This window comes from Paenibacillus sp. MT86 (assembly GCF_058792535.1).
Genome location: NZ_CM179499.1, coordinates 6773793 through 6791640, shown reverse-complemented (window position 1 = coordinate 6791640; position 17848 = coordinate 6773793). Strand labels below are relative to the sequence as shown.

The window sequence follows — 17848 nt, the reverse complement described above, 5'->3', positions numbered from 1 at the left end:
TTGTGACAAAATGAATTTTTTCTAAATGTTTGATTGTAAAAAGGGCAAAGGCAACGTATACTAATTGATAATGATAATCATTTACGTTACAAGGTGATCACAAACAGCCTTTTAATTTATAGACCGGGAGTGAAACGCATGAGTGGGAATGAGATATTTGATGTAACGGTTATTGGCGGAGGACCAGCGGGATTGTATTCCGCTTTTTATAGTGGACTGCGTGGCATGAAAACCAAGATAATAGAATATCAGCCCATGCTTGGCGGAAAGGTTCACGTGTATCCGGAGAAAATGATATGGGACGTCGGCGGATTGACGCCGATTCCGGGCGCGAAGCTGATCGAGCAAATGGTTCAGCAAGGCCTGACGTTCAATCCCGAAGTGCTGCTGAACGAGAAGGTTGAATCGATCGCCCGCAATGAGGAAGGACTGTTCGAATTACATACCGCGAATTCCGGCGTGCATCTGTCCAAAACGGTCATCGTGGCGGTCGGCGGAGGCATCTTGAATCCGCAGAAGCTGGAGATTGAAGGCGCCGAGCGGTTCGAGGTGTCGAACCTGAACTACACCGTGAAATCCCTGCAGCATTTCAAGGGCAAAACCGTCATTGTGTCCGGCGGAGGGAATTCAGCCGTAGATTGGGCGAACGAGCTGGAGCCTGTGGCGAAGAAGGTCTACCTGGCCTATCGCAAGGACGAATTGTCAGGCCATGAAGCCCAGGTCGAGCAGTTGATGAACAGTAAGGCGACCTGCCATCTTAATACATCGATCACGAAGCTCATTGCTTCGGATAATCATGAGGTGATTGAGCGGGTAGAATTGACCAATAATGCGACAGGGGAAGTTTCCTATTTAGCGGTAGACGAGGTCATCATTAACCATGGCTATGAACGGGATATGTCGCTATTGGAGAACAGCAACCTTGATATTCACCGGGTGGATGACTACTATATCGCGGGCAACGCAAGCTGTAATTCTTCCATACCTGGACTGTATGCTGCCGGCGACATCCTGCATTTTGACGGGAAGCTGCACCTGATTGCGGGCGCCTTCCAGGATGCCGCGAACGCGGTGAACAGCGCGAAGCAGTTCATTGAGCCGGATGCCAGGAAGTACGCGATGGTCTCTTCGCATAACGAGGTATTCAAGGAGCGCAATCGCGAATTAGTGAAGCAATTGATCAATTAGAACACGGGCATGCGTGTACATGCATGTAACGATAGAAGAGAAGCGAGGGAATCCCCGCTTCTCTTTTTTGCGTGCCCTTATTGTTTTTGGGTAATCCCAAATCCCTGAAGTGATCAACGGGCCGTAATTGATCAGCTGCGTCATCATGATGCCCATCTCTCTTGCGGACTTGTTCATCCCGGACTCGATCCAGTGTATGACCAAGCCGATATTGGCGGAGATCATATAAGCGATCAGGTAATCGCTCGGAATGATCTGATTCCCGCCTGTGGGCATTCTGAACGCATGCTTGGCAAACATATGCTCCTTCATGAACTCCCTGAATTGCCGAACGAAGGAAATGTCCCCATTCGGGCCGACAATAGCCTTGAAGAAGTCGGCATGCCGGACGAGCTCCTCGAATATTTGTTCTGACGCCGGATAAGGCTCTCCCTTTTCCGCATAGTCCCTGGAATCCCTGGGATCGATATGAACCACGATGTTCTCAATCTTTTGAAGCACCTCTTCTTTGATCTTATCCAGCATATCCGGCACATCCCGATAATGCAGGTAGAAGGTACCACGGTTGATATTGGCGCGATTGGCGATATCGGTCACGGTAATGGCATCTATCCGTTTCTCCTCCATAAGTTCAAACAGGGTTTGCCGCAACAGCTGATTGGTCCGGATTTGCCGGCGATCCGTCTTTTTGGTCAAGGAATTCCCCCCAGTACGAATGTGAAGACTTAATCAACAGAAGGCTCGTACACTGATGAGTAATGAACACTCCGCTGAAAGCTGATGATTGAACAAATCACTCCCTTCATTATAATTAACGCTGTGATCATTAATCAACAGTCTGTTCATTAACGAGGAGTGGTGGATATGGGGTTCTTAAGACAAAAAATGCTGTGGATCGGCGCATTGGCTGTCCTTCTGGTGCTGGCCATCTTCGGCGTAGCCATGATGGGGTCGATCGCGGGAGCGAAGCCGAAGTCGCTTCCCGTTGCGCTTGTCGCCTTGGATCAGCCGGTTGAGTTGCCAAGCGGCGAAACCCTCGCTGTCGGTGACATGATGAAAGGAATGCTGCAGGCAAACTCGCAGCTGCCCATTCATTGGGAGATCGTGAATTCGGAAGCGGAAGCGCGGGAAGGGCTCGACAGCCAGAAGTATTACGGCGCCCTTGTGCTGCCTGAGGACTTAAGCGCCGGCATCTTGTCGCTGCAGTCGCCTGCTCCGAAGCCCGCTGTGGTGCAGGTGCTGGCGAATGAGGGGATGAGCACGCAGGCATCCACTGCGGTGAGACAGATGCTGGGGCAAGCGATGAAGATGGCGGGAGCGGAGCTCTCCAAGCAGGCGTTGACCATGATCGGCTCGCAGACGGATATGCTGCCGGTCACAACCGCGCAGGCTCTGCTCATCCCGTTCGAGGTTCATGAGGAAGTCGTTCATCCTGTAGGTGCGAACCACGCAAGCGGCAATGCGCCGGGAATGCTGATACAGATTCTATGGATCGGCTGCCTGATCCTTAGCGTGTTCCTGTTCCAGGCGCTGCAAAAAGCAGTGAATGACGGCAGCAGCAGGGGAATCGCGATTGTGCTGCAAGGCGCTGCCGGTTTGCTGCTGGCGGGTCTGGTCTCCGGTTTTCTGGTATGGATGGCTTCCTCCTGGTATGGCATGGAGCTTGCGAACGGAGGCAGCGTATGGCTGATGCTGTGGCTGGCCGGGTCGGCATTTTTCCTTCTTCAGTCGACCTTGCTGAACTGGATCGGGCTCCCGGCCATGGGCATCTTGGTGCTCCTGATGTTCTTCTCGATGCCGCTTCTCAATATGGCGCCGGAGTTTCTGCCGCAGGCGACGCAGGATTGGCTGTACTCCTGGACGCCGCTGCGTTTTGCCGCTTCCGCTCTCCGGGATGTGATGTATTTTGACGGGTACGCGCCATCTTCTTCGCATTCTGCGGTAATGTGGTTCATAGCCGGAGGTTTTCTTGTTCTGCTGCTGGCCTCGACATTCAAGAAAGGGAGTCATTCAGACCCAAGAAAATCGATGGCCGCTTCTTAATAGAATAGGTTGGCGCCTAAGCAGTGCGGGGTTTATCCCTGCACTGCTTTTTATAGTTTGCTCAAGCCGACCGGTTCATGTGGAAGGGATCATGGCCAAAGTCGCAGCATCAGGACGTTGCTCCCTTTATTCAAGTGAATAAAATACTATCGTTCTTCAGGATGGCAGCCTGTATAATCCTGAATAAGGGAGCGTGAGCGTAAATTGAAGATTAAAGTGATCATTGCGGACGATAACTCATTTATCAGGGAAGGCATGAAGATCATTCTGGCGACGTTTGATGAGTTCGACGTGGTGGCGACCGTTGAAGACGGACAAGAAGCGGTCGCCTATTGCAAAGCGCATGAAGTGGATGTGGCGCTGATGGATGTCCGGATGCCGAACCTGAATGGCGTTGAGGCCACGAAACAGCTCACGGAGCTTACCAAGACCAAGACGCTGATCTTAACGACGTTCGACGACGATGAATACATTACCGATGCGATCCTGAATGGCGCCAAGGGTTATCTGCTGAAGAATAACGACCCGGAACGGATTCGCGATGCGATCAAAACCGTATACCACGGCCATCATGTGCTGCAGGACGTCGTACTGGATAAAATCAAATCCGGGCTGTCTCCCGGAAATCCTGATAAGACAGACAAGGCAGACAAGTTCGACCGAAGCCTATTCACCGAAAGGGAACTGGATATTATGGCGCTCATCGCCAAAGGACTCGCCAACAAGGAAATTTCGAAGAAGCTGTTTATTTCCGAAGGCACGATTGCCAATCATATTACTTCGATTCTTAGCAAGACGGGTCTTGAGCATCGGACCCAGATTGCGATTTTTTATCTGACGGGGGAAGTGAATAAGTGAGCGAACGCCGAAATTATGCCGAATCGTGGATCATCGGGTTAAAAGCCATACTGTTCCTGTATGTTATCGGCCAGTCTTATGCATCTGGCCATGGGATAACCCCGTGGTATATATTAGTCGTTCTTCTCTACCTGTCCGTGAATGTATCCGTCTATATTTTCAAGAACCGGAATATACAACCGTACCTCATGCTGCTTGCTGTTCTTGTCGTCGCGGCTTCCTCACTCTACATCCATCCGCTGTTGTTCATGCTGCTTCCCGTGAATCTGTACGAGCTGTTGTCGCTTTACGTCCGCAGGAGCTGGATGATCCTGATCCCCTTGCTGGTTCCAGCGTTTATCGTGCCTCAGTGGCTCGTCATGCCCTATGTTTATACATCCGTATTATCCTATATTTATCTTACGATGCTCAGAACCTTTGTTAACCGGGCCGCATCCTACCAGGAGCAGAACGAGCAGATGCATCGCGAACTGGATCGGTTGACCCAGCGGCTGAGCGAAAATAATGAGTACATTCGGCAGTTTGAATATATGTTCAAGCTGGAAGAGCGAAATCGGCTGTCCCAGGAAATTCATGACAAGATCGGGCACTCGATGACGGGAGCGTTGATTCAGATGGAAGCGGCCAAGCGCTTGATGACATCGAATCCGGACAAATCCGCCGAGCTGCTGCAAAATGCCATATCCATCTCCAAAGAAGGCATTGAGAGCATCAGGCTGGTTCTAAAGAACGTAAAGCCTCCGACGGAGCAGCTCGGAATCAACCGAATGCGTTTATTTCTGGAGGAGTTCTCCGACCAGCACTCGATCAAGACCGTACTAACGCATGAGGGCAATATGGATGTGATTACGCCGCTTCAGTGGAAAATCATTCAGGATAACACCCAGGAAGCGTTAACCAATACGATGAAGTATGCGAATGCAACGGCAGTCTCGTTACATATCGAAGTTCTGGGCACCATGATCAAGGCCAAGGTCAGCGACAACGGCAAGGGCATGCAGAAGGTAATCAAAGGCCTTGGGATCATAGGCATGGAGGAACGCGCCGCGGTCGTGAATGGAACCGTGATCGTGGATGGCTCCAGCGGCTTCTCGGTGACCACTCTAATTCCTTATAGCTAAAGCTGGTAAGCGCATTTGGCGGGTTAGGGATAACGGGTCAAACAAGACATTCCCCACAAGGGTGAAGATTTGGATCATCAATAACATGAATATTCTCATGGGTAAGGATGAACTTGTGCACTATCGCAAGGGCATCCTTTTTTCGTACGATAAATGCAGATCAAGTCCACCGGCTGATGCGTGGATGGAATATGGAGGCGAAAAACGTATGAACGTGCTGGAGATCAAAGGGCTCACGAAGAAGTTTGGGGATTTCATAGCGGTAGACCAGCTGTCGTTGAACATACGGGAAGGCGAGATTTTCGGCTTCCTGGGCGCGAACGGAGCAGGCAAGAGCACAACCATCAATATCATATCGTCGCTCATGCCCATGACCAAGGGAGAGGTTCATGTCCTGGGCAAGAATCTGACGAAGCATCGAAAGTTCGCGAAGCAGCAGATCGGCATGGTTCCGCAGGAGGTTGCGATTTATGAGGATCTGACCGCATATGAGAATGTTCATTTTTTTGCCGGATTGTATGGACTGAGAGGATCGGAGCTTAGGAGCAGGACCGAAGAGGCGCTTACCTTCGTCGGACTTAGCGACAAACATAAGATGTACCCGAAAAGCTTCTCCGGCGGCATGAAGAGACGACTGAATATCGCTTGCGCGATTGCCCACAGACCGAAGCTGATCATCATGGATGAGCCGACCGTCGGCATCGATCCCCAATCGAGGAACTATATCCTGAACTCGGTCAGGAAGCTGAACGAGATGGGCAGCACGATCCTGTACACGAGCCACTACATGGAGGAAGTGGAGGAGCTCTGCACCCGGATTGCCATTATCGACCACGGCAAGATCATAGCGGAGGGCACGAAGGCACAGCTGAAGGCCATTATTACGGACCAGAAGGATATCGGGATCGAAGTGCAAACGGCCGCCCATCTTGAAGCGAACAAGTTGAAGGAGGTCGCGGGCGTCAAATCGGTTGAAGTGAAGGAGAATGTCGTGCACATCAGCTCCGACGCAGGGGTCAATAACCTGAATAAAATCATTCAGCAATTCATGGCGCAAGGCATTGAAATTCGTTCCGTTCAAGCGTCAGAACCGAATTTGGAAACGGTGTTCCTGACGCTGACCGGCCGGAGCCTTCGGGATTAGCAGACTTAGGAAGAGGGAGGTGGAAGTACATGAACGTGCTGAGAATCGCGCTGAAGGAGATGAAGATCGTCCGGGAGCCACAGATGCTGGTATTTATGCTGGCAACCCCGGTGCTGCTCATTCTGATCCTAGGGACGGCGCTTTCGAATGCTTTTAACGGCAGTACCACGATTGGAGGCATTCGGGTGCTATACCATAACAATGGAGCAGAACCCGCGCTTACGGAGCAATGGCAGGCATTCATGCAGGAGGCGGAGCGCTCATCGGGCATGGCCTTTGAGCAGATCGAGGAAGGCATGGACGGAGGGCGGGAAGTGAGAAACAACCGGTACACCGGTTACGTGGAAATAGACGGCCAAGGCATCCGATATGAGGGAAACAGCCGCAGCAGCCTGGAGAACGGGATTGTGCAGGGGATGCTGTCCGCCTTTGCCGACCGGTATCGGCTGTCAGCGGAAGCCGCGAAGATCGATCCGGAATATGAGAGCAAGCCGCTTGTTGATGATGGAGGGAGCTATGTGCTGGAGTCTTCCATTCAGGGAGCGAGGCAGCCGGGTTCGCTTGATTATTTTTCGATTGCGGTCACCACGATGATCATCCTGTACAGCGCCTTGACGGCAGGCGGACTCATCGATAGTGAGCGAAAGCGAAACACCGCACAGCGCCTATTGGCTTCACCGGTGACGAAAGCCGAGATTTTTGCCGGAAAAATAACGGGCACGCTTGCAATCAATGCCGTATTTGTCATCATCGTCGTGCTGATCAGCAAATATATGTTCAATGCCTACTGGGGGGAGAACCCCATCATGGTATTCCTGGTGTTGTTCACCGAGATCCTGTTTGCGCTCAGCCTCGGGCTCGGCATCAGTTACGTGCTGAAGGGCAATGCAGCCGGAGCTGTCATCATGGTCATTATTCAACTGGCTGCGTTCTTTGGCGGAGGATATACGCCGGTTGCAAGCACAACGGGATTCATGAGGGAGGCGGCAACGTATTCTCCCTTGCATTGGTCCAATGAAGCTCTGCTGCAGCTCATTTATTCAGGCAGTGGGTCGGCAGCCATGCATGCGATGATGCTGAATATCGGTTTTTCCATCCTGCTGCTGGCGGTAGCCATGATTTCGATGCGAAGAAGGGAGGGGCTGTAATGTCGAAGGATATGCTCTGGCTCATTCGAAAGACGATATTGACCTCGTTGAAGGATTATAAAAATCTGCTGCTCGTTATTGCGCTTCCCATTGTCGGCATTCTGCTATCCACCTTAATCTACAAGGGCTCCGGCGATACCTCCGTTACCATTGGCATCGTGAATCACGATATTGAACAGAAGGTCACGCAAGATACGATCGATTTTGTTGCTCAATTGGAGCATACCGAGGCATCGGTCATTAGGGAATCGGAAGCGGATGACTTGGTTGTGTCGGGTGAGCTGGATGCGGTGCTGATCTTCCCCGAAGGGTTTGCGAAAGGCGTAATTCAGGGGACACCCGAGCCGGTCCGGATCGAGTCGATTAAGGGCGCTCAGGTTACGGGATATGTCAAATCGTATCTGAACGCGTACGTCCAGAATATTTCATCCATGGGGGTTATAGCGGGTGGCGACGCCGCCGCGTTTAACGAATTATACAGCGGTTACCGCAGTTCTACGTTTCAATTGTCCACGACTATGGTTGCGGATCAATCGGCCAATCATGATATGACCAACCGGACGATCGGTTACTTGGTTGTGTTCATGCTATTCTCCGCCGTGAATCTATCGGCATTGACGATCCGGGATCGCGAGAACCGTACGTACTATAGACTCTTATCGTCGCCTATTACGGCCCGCAGTTACGTCTTCTCGAATGCCATCGTGAACATCATTCTGATGATGATCCAGATTGCGGCCACCTTGTTCGTCATGACCCGGTTCTTTCATATCGAGCCAGGCATTCCATTATGGCAGATGTTTCTGATTCTGTCGCTGTTCGCTCTGGTCGCGGTTAGTTTATCGCAGGTCATTGTCGCGTTCTCGGACAGCACCATGATGGCTAACGGAATCCAGACGATGGTGATCATGCCGACATCGCTGCTGGCGGGGTGTGTATTCCCGCTCTCCGTGATGCCCGAAGCGATTCAGCGAATCGCCGATTTCCTGCCGCAGTATTGGCTGCTCGATACGTTCGGCAAGCTTCAGCAAGGAAGCGGCCTGACCGACGTGATTCTGAACGTGGCGATTCTGCTGGCTTTTGCCTTGGCCTTATCGCTGATTGCAACCTACAAGTTCGCAAGAAACAGAGATACGCAGAGCTATATTTAAATTTAATGGCAGGGTCTCCTTGTACTGCACATAGGATGGCCGGCTATAAGCGATCAGGGGCTTGCTTGAACAGCAAGGCTCCTTTTTTCATTAGTCTAGAACCCGTTCTTCCGTCGAAAAATCTATTGGAAAAAATGAACAAAGCTATTCCATCTGGAGTTACTCCATGGTTTACAATGAGTTCAAGATACAGGATCTGGTTGAAACGTTGAACGATCGGGGGATGGTAAATGTTAGGTAAAGCGCGAAGTGCCTTGCGGCAAGCCTTTCGCTTCACTGCTACCGGACTGACTCTAGGGGAGAAATGGCGTCTGGCTCTTCCTGGTCCGATCCTGTCAGTCGGAGGAGTGCTCATCCACAATGTGTTCTTGAAGTATTACACGGATATCATCGGCCTCAGTCCGAAGTATGTCGCTTGGGTGTACATTATCTATAACATCTGGAACGCGATTAACGACCCGGTGCTTGGCGTATGGATCGACCGAATGAGGCATCGAGCGCAGCGTGGGAAATACGTCTATATCATGAGAGTGACGGTGCCGTTCATGATCGTTTCCTCCTTCCTCATGATGCTGTCTAATCCGGCATGGGATCAGTGGTTGATCTTTCTGCTGTATACCGCGTTGTTATTTATTTACGACACGGCTGCAACCGCTTACAGTATAGCCTATCAATCGTTTATGCTGATCGCGGCTCCAACCAAGGAGGAACGCATCGATGTTGGTGTGATCCAGAACTACTTATCCCAGGGGATGTCATTTCTGATCACCTTGATTCCGACGCTGCTCCTCGTCGGGGACGGAAAGCAGGAGGTGATCATCCCGATCTTCTCTGCCGTAATCGTGGCGGAAGCGATATTCTTCACCTGGGCCCTGAGGGGACTGAGAGAAGATGCGTTAATGTACGAATCACTGGATAAGCAGCATACCGATACAAAAGAGGTTTACAAAGAAGCCTGGCAGATCATCAAGTCCAGACCTTTCCTCACCTTCGTTATATTTTCCATTGTCACCGGCCCCGTGTTTTTCTACTTTACGCCGTTTCTCTACTACATGGACAGCGTAGTGCAATCAACGGGTATCGAAGCTACCGTCATCGATGTGAGTACGCATGTGATCGCGCTCCTGTTCTTGCCGGTCATGGGATCTATCGTCAAGAAAAATGGAACGAAGAAGAGTGTATACCTGGGGACCATCTTTGTGGTGCTCGGATACGGCGGGATCTTTCTTGCTGACGGCATATGGACCGCGGCCGCATCCTACGTTCTGATCGTCTTCACCGTGAACTATCTTCGAACGGCAATATCTCCGGTCGGGGCGCTGCTCATCGACGAGAATGAGCGCACGACCGGCGTGCGGAAAACCGGGCTGTTCAACGGATTGTTCTCGTTATTCACGGTCGCCTTCTCCAGCCTGCAGACGGTTATCTTCATTAATGTGATCGGGGCATACGGATATGACGGTCTTGCGGCGGAACAGTCCGAGTCCGCCATGCTCGGCATTCGGGTAGCAACCGGCTTGATTCCATTAGCCGCTTTTCTCCTCGGATTAATTCCGCTGGCGTTGTATCCTTTTGATAAGAAAAAAGAGGATGACATCTCCGCGTTCAGCAATAATGCCAGAAGAGGGGGGGTGAAGATGTGAAGGAACCGGCGTTAAATTTGAATTTTACGATTGGCGAAGTGTCCAAAATTCTGGATATCCCGATCGATACCTTGCGTTATTACGATAAGATCGGACTGCTTCATTCCCGCAATCGGGACGCCAACAAGTACCGCTATTATGATCTTGAGCAGTTCGATTCACTTATCACGATTCGAATGCTGCGGGCAATGGATGTGTCGATCGAGCGAATCCAAGCGCTGCTTCGGGACAACAGCCTAAACGCTATGCGCAGGCTGCTCTCCGACAAGCGACAAGACATCGATCGCCAGCGGACTTATTTGAAACATTTGTCTCACAAGCTGGAAGTGCTTAATGTTCAGCTGCAACGGTTCGATAACACGGAGGTCATTGAGCTTGTACTAAGCCATCCGTGCTGGGTGCTCCTTACCGATTCAATCATGGAGAGCGGTGATCAGGGACTCGGGAGCAAAGTGCAGCAACAGATACGCAGAATCAATGCCAAGGAATGGCTTGCATTCTGCCATACCATATCGATTGTGTCCCAAGATAACCTTAACGCAGGCCGTTATCACAATTACCTGTACAATGGCATTCTGTCCACCTTCCCGATGGAGGATGACTCTTCCGTCTTTCAGAGACTGGAGCCTCGCTACTGTGCCAGAAAATGCGTGATTATCGGCAGGGACGACTACGCCAAGATGGACCATCACTATGATCAGATGAAAGCTTTCATTCGCAATCGCGGACTAACGATCGCAGGCCATTCTCTTGAAGTCAATCTCTATAACCAGTACGACAATCATTACATTGAAATTTACATTCCGGTAGAAGAACGGTAGGGGGAAGCAGACATGAAAAAAATAGTGGTCGACGGACAACGATTCTTGAATGAAGACGGCGCTCAAGTGATCCTGAACGGCATCAATCTCGTATGCAAGGACAAGGCAAAAGGATATGTTGAGCCCTGTGATGCCTCTTTGTTCGCCTGGTTTCGCGAACAAGGCTTTAACGTTATCCGTCTAGGTTTAATATGGGATGGCGTCGAGCCGGAGCCTGGGGTCTACGACGATGCATATCTGAGCAGAATCAAGCAGCAGGTTGTATGGGCTGAGCAGCATGATCTCTATGTTTTTCTGGATATGCATCAGGATTTGTACAGCGTGCACTATGGCGATGGGGCTCCGGCGTGGGCGACCCTCTCCGATGATCTTCCTCATGTTACCGGACATATATGGAGTGACGCCTACCTGGAAAGTCCGGCTGTGAACCGTGCTCTGGATCACTTCTGGCGGAATACGCCCGCTTCCGACGGGATCGGCCTGCAGGATCACTATGCAGCGATGTGGAAGCATGCGGCACAGTTTATGGCTGATTGCCCGAATATTATCGGTTATGACCTGATGAACGAGCCGTACCCCGGAACAAGCGGACAGGAGGTGCTCGGCACCATTATTGCCGCATATGCGGGTCATGTGATGGGAATAGCCGACCCGAACATGGAGCAGCTTGCCGGACTCTGGTTTGACGAGGAAAAGAGGCTGGAGGTTCTTGCCGGGATGGCAGAGATGGATACGTACCGCATACTCGTCGACAGCGCCAGAGAAGTATCGCAAATCTTCGAACGGGAGGTTCTCGCGCCCTTTTTCAACAAGACGGCGGCAGCCATTCGCTCCGTTTCCCCGGACGGATTTTTGATGCTGGAAACGAGCTATTTTTCGAACATGGGGATCGAGTCCGGCTTGCAGCTTGTGCAGGATCCAGCCGGTCAAACCTTACACCATCAGGTGTTCGCACCGCACGGCTATGATCTGGTGGTCGATACGGAGCATTATGACATTTATAATCAGGATCGCGTCGAGCTGATTTTTGCTACCCATCGCAAGGTGCAGGAACGGTTGAACGTGCCGGTCCTGGTCGGGGAATGGGGAGCTTTCTCCCAGCATCCGGCAACCTTTCAGCTTTCCAGGCAGATCATTGCGATATTGGAGCGGTATCTTTGGAGCAATACATACTGGTGCTGGTGCGACGGCTTCAAGGAAGCCCCATATGCCAAGGCGTTGAATCGCGCGTATCCGCAAGCGACAGCCGGCGTGCTCTCAGCATACCGTTATGATCATGATACCGGCAGTTTAAGTATAGATTTCGTTTCATCCGTTGGAGAGACATTGATTTACCATCCCCATCTGGAGTCGATATCCAGGAGCGACGTGGCGGTCGCCGGTACGGACGCCAATCAAATCGAGCTGCGTCCTTTCCCGGATTCGAAGAGCGGCATCTTGGCGATCACCGTTCCTGATCAAGGGAATAAGATTACGGTTACGATAGGGAGATGATGTCAAGGGGGCGACAGCGACATGGCAGGCATCTCAATAAACAAGTCGGGAATCAGAAGAACCATGGGTTTATAGCGAGGCAGGACAGACTAAAGCGGTGAGACGGTTATGTACAACATAAAAAGGCCAGCCGACAAAAATAAGCAGGGCGTCCCTTGTTCTGATTCCCGATAAGGATCAGTAATTAAGGGGACGCCCTCTCGGTTCTTTCAGAACGTGACCAATCCCATCGCTTTCTTGGCGGCAAGCAGTGTCGGGACTGCGGTTTCGGAAGCCCGCTTCGCTCCGTCCATCAAAATGCGATCAAGCTCGGAGGAATTCACGATTTGATGGAACCTCTCCTGGATCGGTTGAAGTTTCTCGATGACCACTTCGGCTAATTCCTTCTTGAACGTACCGTATCCTTGGCCTTCATACCGTTTCTCGATGACGGAGATGGCTTCCTCGGAGAATACGGAATATATTTCAATCAGATTGCTGACCGCCGGCTTCTGCTCCCAGTCATGCCGGACCTGGCCATCGGAGTCGGTAACGGCCCTGGAGAACTTCTTGCGGATATCCTCCGGCGTATCCATCATGTGGACGCAGCTGTTCTTATTCGGGTTGCTTTTGCTCATCTTCTTGGACGGATCATCAAGCCCCATGACGCGGGAGCCAATATCCTGAATGATCGGCTCAGGCACCGCAAACGTGCGGCCATACCGGTTGTTGAAGCGCTCGGCCACATCGCGGGTCAGCTCCAGATGCTGCTTCTGGTCGTCGCCGACAGGCACGTGCGTTGCCTGGTAGAGCAGCACATCGGCAGCCATCAGGACCGGATACGTAAACAACGCGGAGCTTACGGTATCCTTTCCGTCCGATTTCTCCTTGAATTGGGTCATGCGCTTTAATTCACCAAAATGCGCCTGCGTCTCCAGCAACCACCCGAGCTCTACATGCGCGGGGACCTGCGATTGCAGAAAGATCGTCGCTTTATCGGGGTCAATGCCCGACGCAATGTACAGCGCGGCAATGTCGCGCGTGCGCTGGTGCAGCTCCATGGGATCCTGATAGACCGTGATCGCATGCAGATCCGGCACGAAGAAATAGGACTCATACTCATGCTGCAGCTTCACATATTGACGGAGGGCACCTCCATATCCGCCAATATTCAAATCTCCGCTCGGCTTGATGCCTGACAATAATCGTTGCATAATAACCACCTCCTAATTTGTTTGCGAACAACACAAAAACACCTCATCCCTCTATGGGACGAAGTGTAACTTTCGCGGTACCACCCAAATTCGACTGTACGGTCGCTCTTTAGCATGACGCGGAAATGGGGAAAAGCACCATTATCCCTGCCATATCTCCCAAAGTAACGGTGGAGAGCCGTCAAGGCCTACTGTTCCGGCACAGATCGGAGGTTCGGGTTGAAGCGAGAAGATCCATTCACTTATTCCGGAGTACCGGGCCTCGCACCAATCGCCGGTTCGCTTGGACCTCAAGAGATAAGCTACTATTTCTTCTCATAGCCGTGTGGTATGTTGTTCTTAAATTCATCTATGCAGCTCTGTTCGAATGTGAATAGAGAACAAGATGATTTGATGAGTATCATCACACAGATGTTAGGTGAATGTCAAGAGGGATCGGGGGGGCAGGATGAGCGATAAGGACAGAGCGATTCTTGGGGACGGATTATCCATACTGTCGCAGTGCAGAATGCTAACAGGGGATATTTGGCAGGCTCATTACGGAGCGGCCGCGATCGCGGGTTATTTTTTTGTAAAGGCAAACCATTTGCCCGGGAAGGTCGAGGAGGCCGTTATGGCGGAGAACCAAAGGATGATCGCCAAGTATTTGCAGTCGGGAACGGTGACAGGGGAAAGCTTGAGTGTGAAAAGTGCCGAATCAAGGATTCTTGCGGCCCTTGACGATACGATTGATGGGCTGCACTGGGTCGGGCACAATGTGATCTATGCCGCAATAAGCCTGGCTGCACTCCACGAGCTTGGAGGCGGTCTACGGCATGAAGCAGCCGATATCGCGGAATTAATAGCCTCTTTCACGAAGACGGTTCCGGGAAGGTCCTGGATCGGATATTCTGCTGCCGAAGTCAAACGGTTGACCCTGGATGAACTTGACGGGATATCGGAAATAACGGACGGCGATCAGCTGTCGGCCTTCATTTTAAACGAGCTGGCCTCTTATTCGGTGATCTACCGCGCAGAAGCCCATCATGACTTGATAGGGCATATGCTGACGTACTCGCATGCCTTAAACATCTTGTACGATCTCGGCCATCATGATTATTTCCACAGAGGCTTGCCGGGTCTGCTCAAAATCGTGAAGGTGCTCCGTGCCAGCCGCCAGCTGGATCCTGCAGAGCCGATCCGAATCGTGTCTCCGGTGGATCGGCTGCCACTCGTGGAGGCTCCAAGATCGGCTTGGCTGCCGCATCACCCGGAGTACTGGACGGGTATAGACGGGGATGTAATCGACTGGGATTTCGGCCATCTATTTAAATTCCCGTTCAGTTTCTACCATCATTGGAACCGTGTTTCGGAGACTCCGGCGAAGGCCATGGAGAATTTTCGATATATCATCCATCCGGTGCAGACGATCATTTCCTGAAGAGAGGTAACCTTTTTCATTTAGATCGGCACTTAAGGGATAGAGACACCGGAAGGGAGGTGAAGTGAGCGTGATCCAGTGGATTGAGGAAGCCCGGAGAGGCAGTGCCGAAGCTCAGGAAAGCCTGGTCCGGCATTTTACCGGCATGGCGCTGGCCGTGGCCTACGATAAGCTGCAGGATCCCCATTTGGCGGAGGACGCCGTGCAGGAGGCCTTTACGGAGGCCTTTGCGAATCTGCATAAGCTGCAGGATCCCCGGCGTTTCCCCGGATGGTTCAAAGTGATCGTGGAGCGGCAGTGTTACAGAGACTTGCGCCGCAAGCAATTGCAGACGTTTCCGCTGCATGAGATAGAATTGCCGATGGGAGATCCGCGAAGCTTGGAGTCGGTCGTGGAAAAGAGAGAGCTGATCGGTCAGCTGCATGCCACGATCGCGGACTTGCCACCCGGCATGAGGATTGCGGTCCAGCTCTATTATTTTCAAGGCTACAGCCTGCGTGAGATCTCGCAATATTTGGACATTTCCTTGCCGGCTTTGAAGAAACGGCTTTTTGATGCCCGGCGGAAGCTCAAGAACACGCTGCACGTAGCCGACTTTGTATCGGTGTTCACCGATCTGTATGAGGGGGGAAAACGCATGCTGCATATCGTTAACGGGGATTCGGTAGGGGATAAGCTGAAGCAAGGGAACATTCAAGGAGATATCCTGGTGTGGAGGGAGCTTTATTCGTTTGGTCCGGTCTATACGAAGATGGACGAGCCGGATCATCGGAGAACAAGAGCTCAGTATTTGGAGCAAACGCTGGGGATTCCACAGAATGAATATATCGGGACCTGCGAGTCGCAGGAGAGGAAGCTCCAGGATTTTCGAAAATATGACGAAGTTGTGCTCTGGTTTGAGCATGACCTGTTTGACCAGACCATGCTGGCCTACTTGCTGCATTGGTTTAAGGAACAGTCACTGGGGAATACGAAGCTGAGTCTGTTGTGCATTGGCGCATACCCGGGCATCGAGCTTTTTCGCGGGCTGGGGCAGCTTAGCGCAGAGCAGCTCGAGACTTTGTCGGGCACATGGCACGCGATTGGAGACGAAGAGCTTATGCTGGGCAGCATGTTGTGGGAAGCCTATACCTCGGATCTGCCGGTGAAACATCAGCGCATGCTGGAGGTGGATTCCTCGGTGCTGCCTTTTGCGAAGGATGCATTCGAGGCCCATCTGGCACGGCTGCCCTCTGTGAGCCATGGACTCGGGATCATCGAGCAGACGACGTTAGAGGCTGTAGCGGGCGGAATCCATACGCCGTATGAGTTATTTCGCAATGTAGGTGACCGGCTTCATACACTCGGAATGGGAGATCTTGAATTCTGGCACTATTTGAAGAAGATGACGGAGGGATCGGATTCCTTGCTGGTTATCGATGGCACAGCGTCGTTTCCTGACTTCAAACTGGCTGTACCCCATTTTCAAGAGCGGGTGCTGCAAGTGACGAGTTTGGGGCATGAGGTGCTGGCCGGTAAGACCGACTATGCTTGTACCGGATCGATCGATAAATGGGTAGGAGGCTTGGAGGTGAGGGGGAAGGATCCGTTATGGCGCTGGAACCCGGAGCGGAAGACGGTTGTGCGGATAGCTGAAGCCGATTAACCGAAATAGGAAAAGAGCGATATTGAGCAGAGTGACGAATCCGATGAACAGTAGAATACAGCAAAAGAGCTATCCTTTCTGGCGTTAATGCCAAGCAAGGATAGCTCTTTTCATAGTTACAGATGAGAGCCGCCGGTTGCATCGACCATCTGTCCCGTGACCCAGCGCCCGTCACTTGATGACAGAAACGCCACGACGTCCGCAATATCCGACGGCTGACCGATTCGGCCAAGCGCTGACATCTCTGCGGCATGCTGCTGCCCTTCCGGAGTATGAAGCCATGCAGCATTCACGTCCGTATCCACGATGCCCGGAAGAACCGCATTCACCGTGATCCCGCGTGGACCCAGCAGCTTGGCGAGGTGCAAGGTGAACGTATTGATGGCTCCCTTGGTGATGTTGTAAGCCATAATATGCGGATAGGCGATACGCGTCACACCGGAGGAGATGTTGACGATGCGCCCGCCGTCACGCAGGAGCGGCAGAGCCTGTTGGACCAGAAAGAACGGTGCTTTTACATTAACGGCAAGCAGCTCGTCGAAGCTCTCCTCGGTCGTCTCTTCAAAGGTCTTTGAGGTTCCGATGCCTGCGTTATTCACCAGAATATCAAAATGCTGGTCCCCCGTTACATGCAGCAGCTCCTCCTTCAGCGAATGAATAAGCCCCTTGGCTCCATCTACCGATTCCAGCCCAGCACCTAAGGCGATTGCTCGCCCGCCTTGAACCTGTATGGTCTGCACAACCTCAACCGCAGCATCCCGGCGGTTTCCGTAATGAACAACGACCAGTGCCCCTTCTTCCGCCAACCGAAGCGCGATTCCTTTGCCGATGCCTCGGCTTCCGCCTGTAACCAATGCAACTTTGTTTTCCAATCGTTTCATGAAACTCCACTCCTCTTGTTTGATTTAAAGCTACTGTACACTCTCCGGTTAGGGGGAGAGTCAAGAGGTTGATTTAGAATTTTTCGAGAGTTATTCAT

At 51.8% G+C, this 17848-nt stretch carries 15 protein-coding genes and 1 other annotated feature; of the genes, 12 read left to right on the top strand and 3 right to left on the bottom strand.

Annotated features, from left to right (window positions below; genetic code table 11):
- Positions 1 to 138: 138 nt before the first annotated feature.
- Positions 139 to 1188 (top strand): NAD(P)/FAD-dependent oxidoreductase, encoded by a 1050-nt coding sequence (locus AC3RCL_RS30930; RefSeq protein ID WP_096775683.1) that lies wholly within the window; start codon positions 139 to 141, stop codon positions 1186 to 1188.
- Here AC3RCL_RS30930 and AC3RCL_RS30925 read toward each other — a convergent pair.
- On the bottom strand, positions 1165 to 1884 hold the full coding sequence (locus tag AC3RCL_RS30925; RefSeq protein WP_492533795.1) for a TetR/AcrR family transcriptional regulator: 720 nt from the start codon (positions 1882 to 1884) through the stop codon (positions 1165 to 1167). The genes AC3RCL_RS30930 and AC3RCL_RS30925 overlap by 24 nt on opposite strands.
- A gap of 168 nt (positions 1885 to 2052) precedes the next feature.
- On the opposite strand from AC3RCL_RS30925, the gene AC3RCL_RS30920 reads away from it, so the two are divergent.
- From AC3RCL_RS30920 to AC3RCL_RS30880, 9 genes are all read left to right on the top strand, one after another.
- The gene (locus AC3RCL_RS30920) at positions 2053 to 3231 is read left to right on the top strand and encodes a YhgE/Pip domain-containing protein (protein ID WP_192570255.1); all 1179 of its coding nucleotides are present in this window, start codon (positions 2053 to 2055) and stop codon (positions 3229 to 3231) included.
- 255 nt (positions 3232 to 3486) lie between these two features.
- On the top strand, positions 3487 to 4089 hold the full coding sequence (locus AC3RCL_RS30915) for a response regulator (protein WP_492536501.1): 603 nt from the start codon (positions 3487 to 3489) through the stop codon (positions 4087 to 4089).
- Entirely contained in the window at positions 4086 to 5210 is a 1125-nt protein-coding gene (locus tag AC3RCL_RS30910; RefSeq protein WP_492533793.1) for a sensor histidine kinase, read from the top strand. The genes AC3RCL_RS30915 and AC3RCL_RS30910 overlap by 4 nt, the downstream gene beginning before the upstream one ends.
- A gap of 208 nt (positions 5211 to 5418) precedes the next feature.
- Positions 5419 to 6354, top strand: coding sequence for an ABC transporter ATP-binding protein (locus tag AC3RCL_RS30905; RefSeq protein ID WP_492533791.1), 936 nt, complete (start codon positions 5419 to 5421; stop codon positions 6352 to 6354).
- Positions 6355 to 6383: 29 nt separating this feature from the next.
- A complete protein-coding gene (locus AC3RCL_RS30900) occupies positions 6384 to 7502 on the top strand; it encodes an ABC transporter permease (RefSeq protein ID WP_492533789.1) in 1119 nt (372 codons plus the stop codon).
- The gene (locus AC3RCL_RS30895; protein ID WP_492533787.1) at positions 7502 to 8653 is read left to right on the top strand and encodes an ABC transporter permease; all 1152 of its coding nucleotides are present in this window, start codon (positions 7502 to 7504) and stop codon (positions 8651 to 8653) included. The genes AC3RCL_RS30900 and AC3RCL_RS30895 overlap by 1 nt, the downstream gene beginning before the upstream one ends.
- A gap of 230 nt (positions 8654 to 8883) precedes the next feature.
- Positions 8884 to 10296 carry an MFS transporter gene (locus tag AC3RCL_RS30890; protein WP_492533785.1) on the top strand — a complete coding sequence of 471 codons (1413 nt, stop codon included), beginning with the start codon at positions 8884 to 8886 and terminating at the stop codon, positions 10294 to 10296.
- A complete protein-coding gene (locus AC3RCL_RS30885; RefSeq protein WP_492533783.1) occupies positions 10293 to 11117 on the top strand; it encodes a MerR family DNA-binding transcriptional regulator in 825 nt (274 codons plus the stop codon). The genes AC3RCL_RS30890 and AC3RCL_RS30885 overlap by 4 nt, the downstream gene beginning before the upstream one ends.
- A gap of 12 nt (positions 11118 to 11129) precedes the next feature.
- Positions 11130 to 12611 (top strand): cellulase family glycosylhydrolase, encoded by a 1482-nt coding sequence (locus AC3RCL_RS30880; protein ID WP_492533781.1) that lies wholly within the window; start codon positions 11130 to 11132, stop codon positions 12609 to 12611.
- Between the two features lie 209 nt (positions 12612 to 12820).
- Here the strand turns inward: AC3RCL_RS30880 and trpS are convergent, their stop codons facing one another.
- Positions 12821 to 13804 carry a tryptophan--tRNA ligase gene (trpS, locus tag AC3RCL_RS30875; protein ID WP_213580771.1) on the bottom strand — a complete coding sequence of 328 codons (984 nt, stop codon included), beginning with the start codon at positions 13802 to 13804 and terminating at the stop codon, positions 12821 to 12823.
- Positions 13805 to 13855: 51 nt separating this feature from the next.
- Positions 13856 to 14132, bottom strand: a binding site (T-box leader).
- A gap of 120 nt (positions 14133 to 14252) precedes the next feature.
- Here trpS and AC3RCL_RS30870 point away from each other — a divergent pair.
- Both AC3RCL_RS30870 and AC3RCL_RS30865 read left to right on the top strand, forming a co-directional pair.
- Positions 14253 to 15224: a hypothetical protein gene (locus AC3RCL_RS30870; RefSeq protein ID WP_492533779.1), complete on the top strand. Its 972-nt coding sequence runs from the start codon at positions 14253 to 14255 to the stop codon at positions 15222 to 15224.
- Between the two features lie 64 nt (positions 15225 to 15288).
- Complete coding sequence (locus tag AC3RCL_RS30865; RefSeq protein ID WP_492533777.1) at positions 15289 to 16869, top strand: sigma-70 family RNA polymerase sigma factor; 1581 nt, start codon at positions 15289 to 15291, stop codon at positions 16867 to 16869.
- 116 nt (positions 16870 to 16985) lie between these two features.
- Here AC3RCL_RS30865 and AC3RCL_RS30860 read toward each other — a convergent pair whose 3' ends face one another.
- Positions 16986 to 17750: an SDR family oxidoreductase gene (locus AC3RCL_RS30860; protein ID WP_492533775.1), complete on the bottom strand. Its 765-nt coding sequence runs from the start codon at positions 17748 to 17750 to the stop codon at positions 16986 to 16988.
- Positions 17751 to 17848 lie beyond the last annotated feature (98 nt).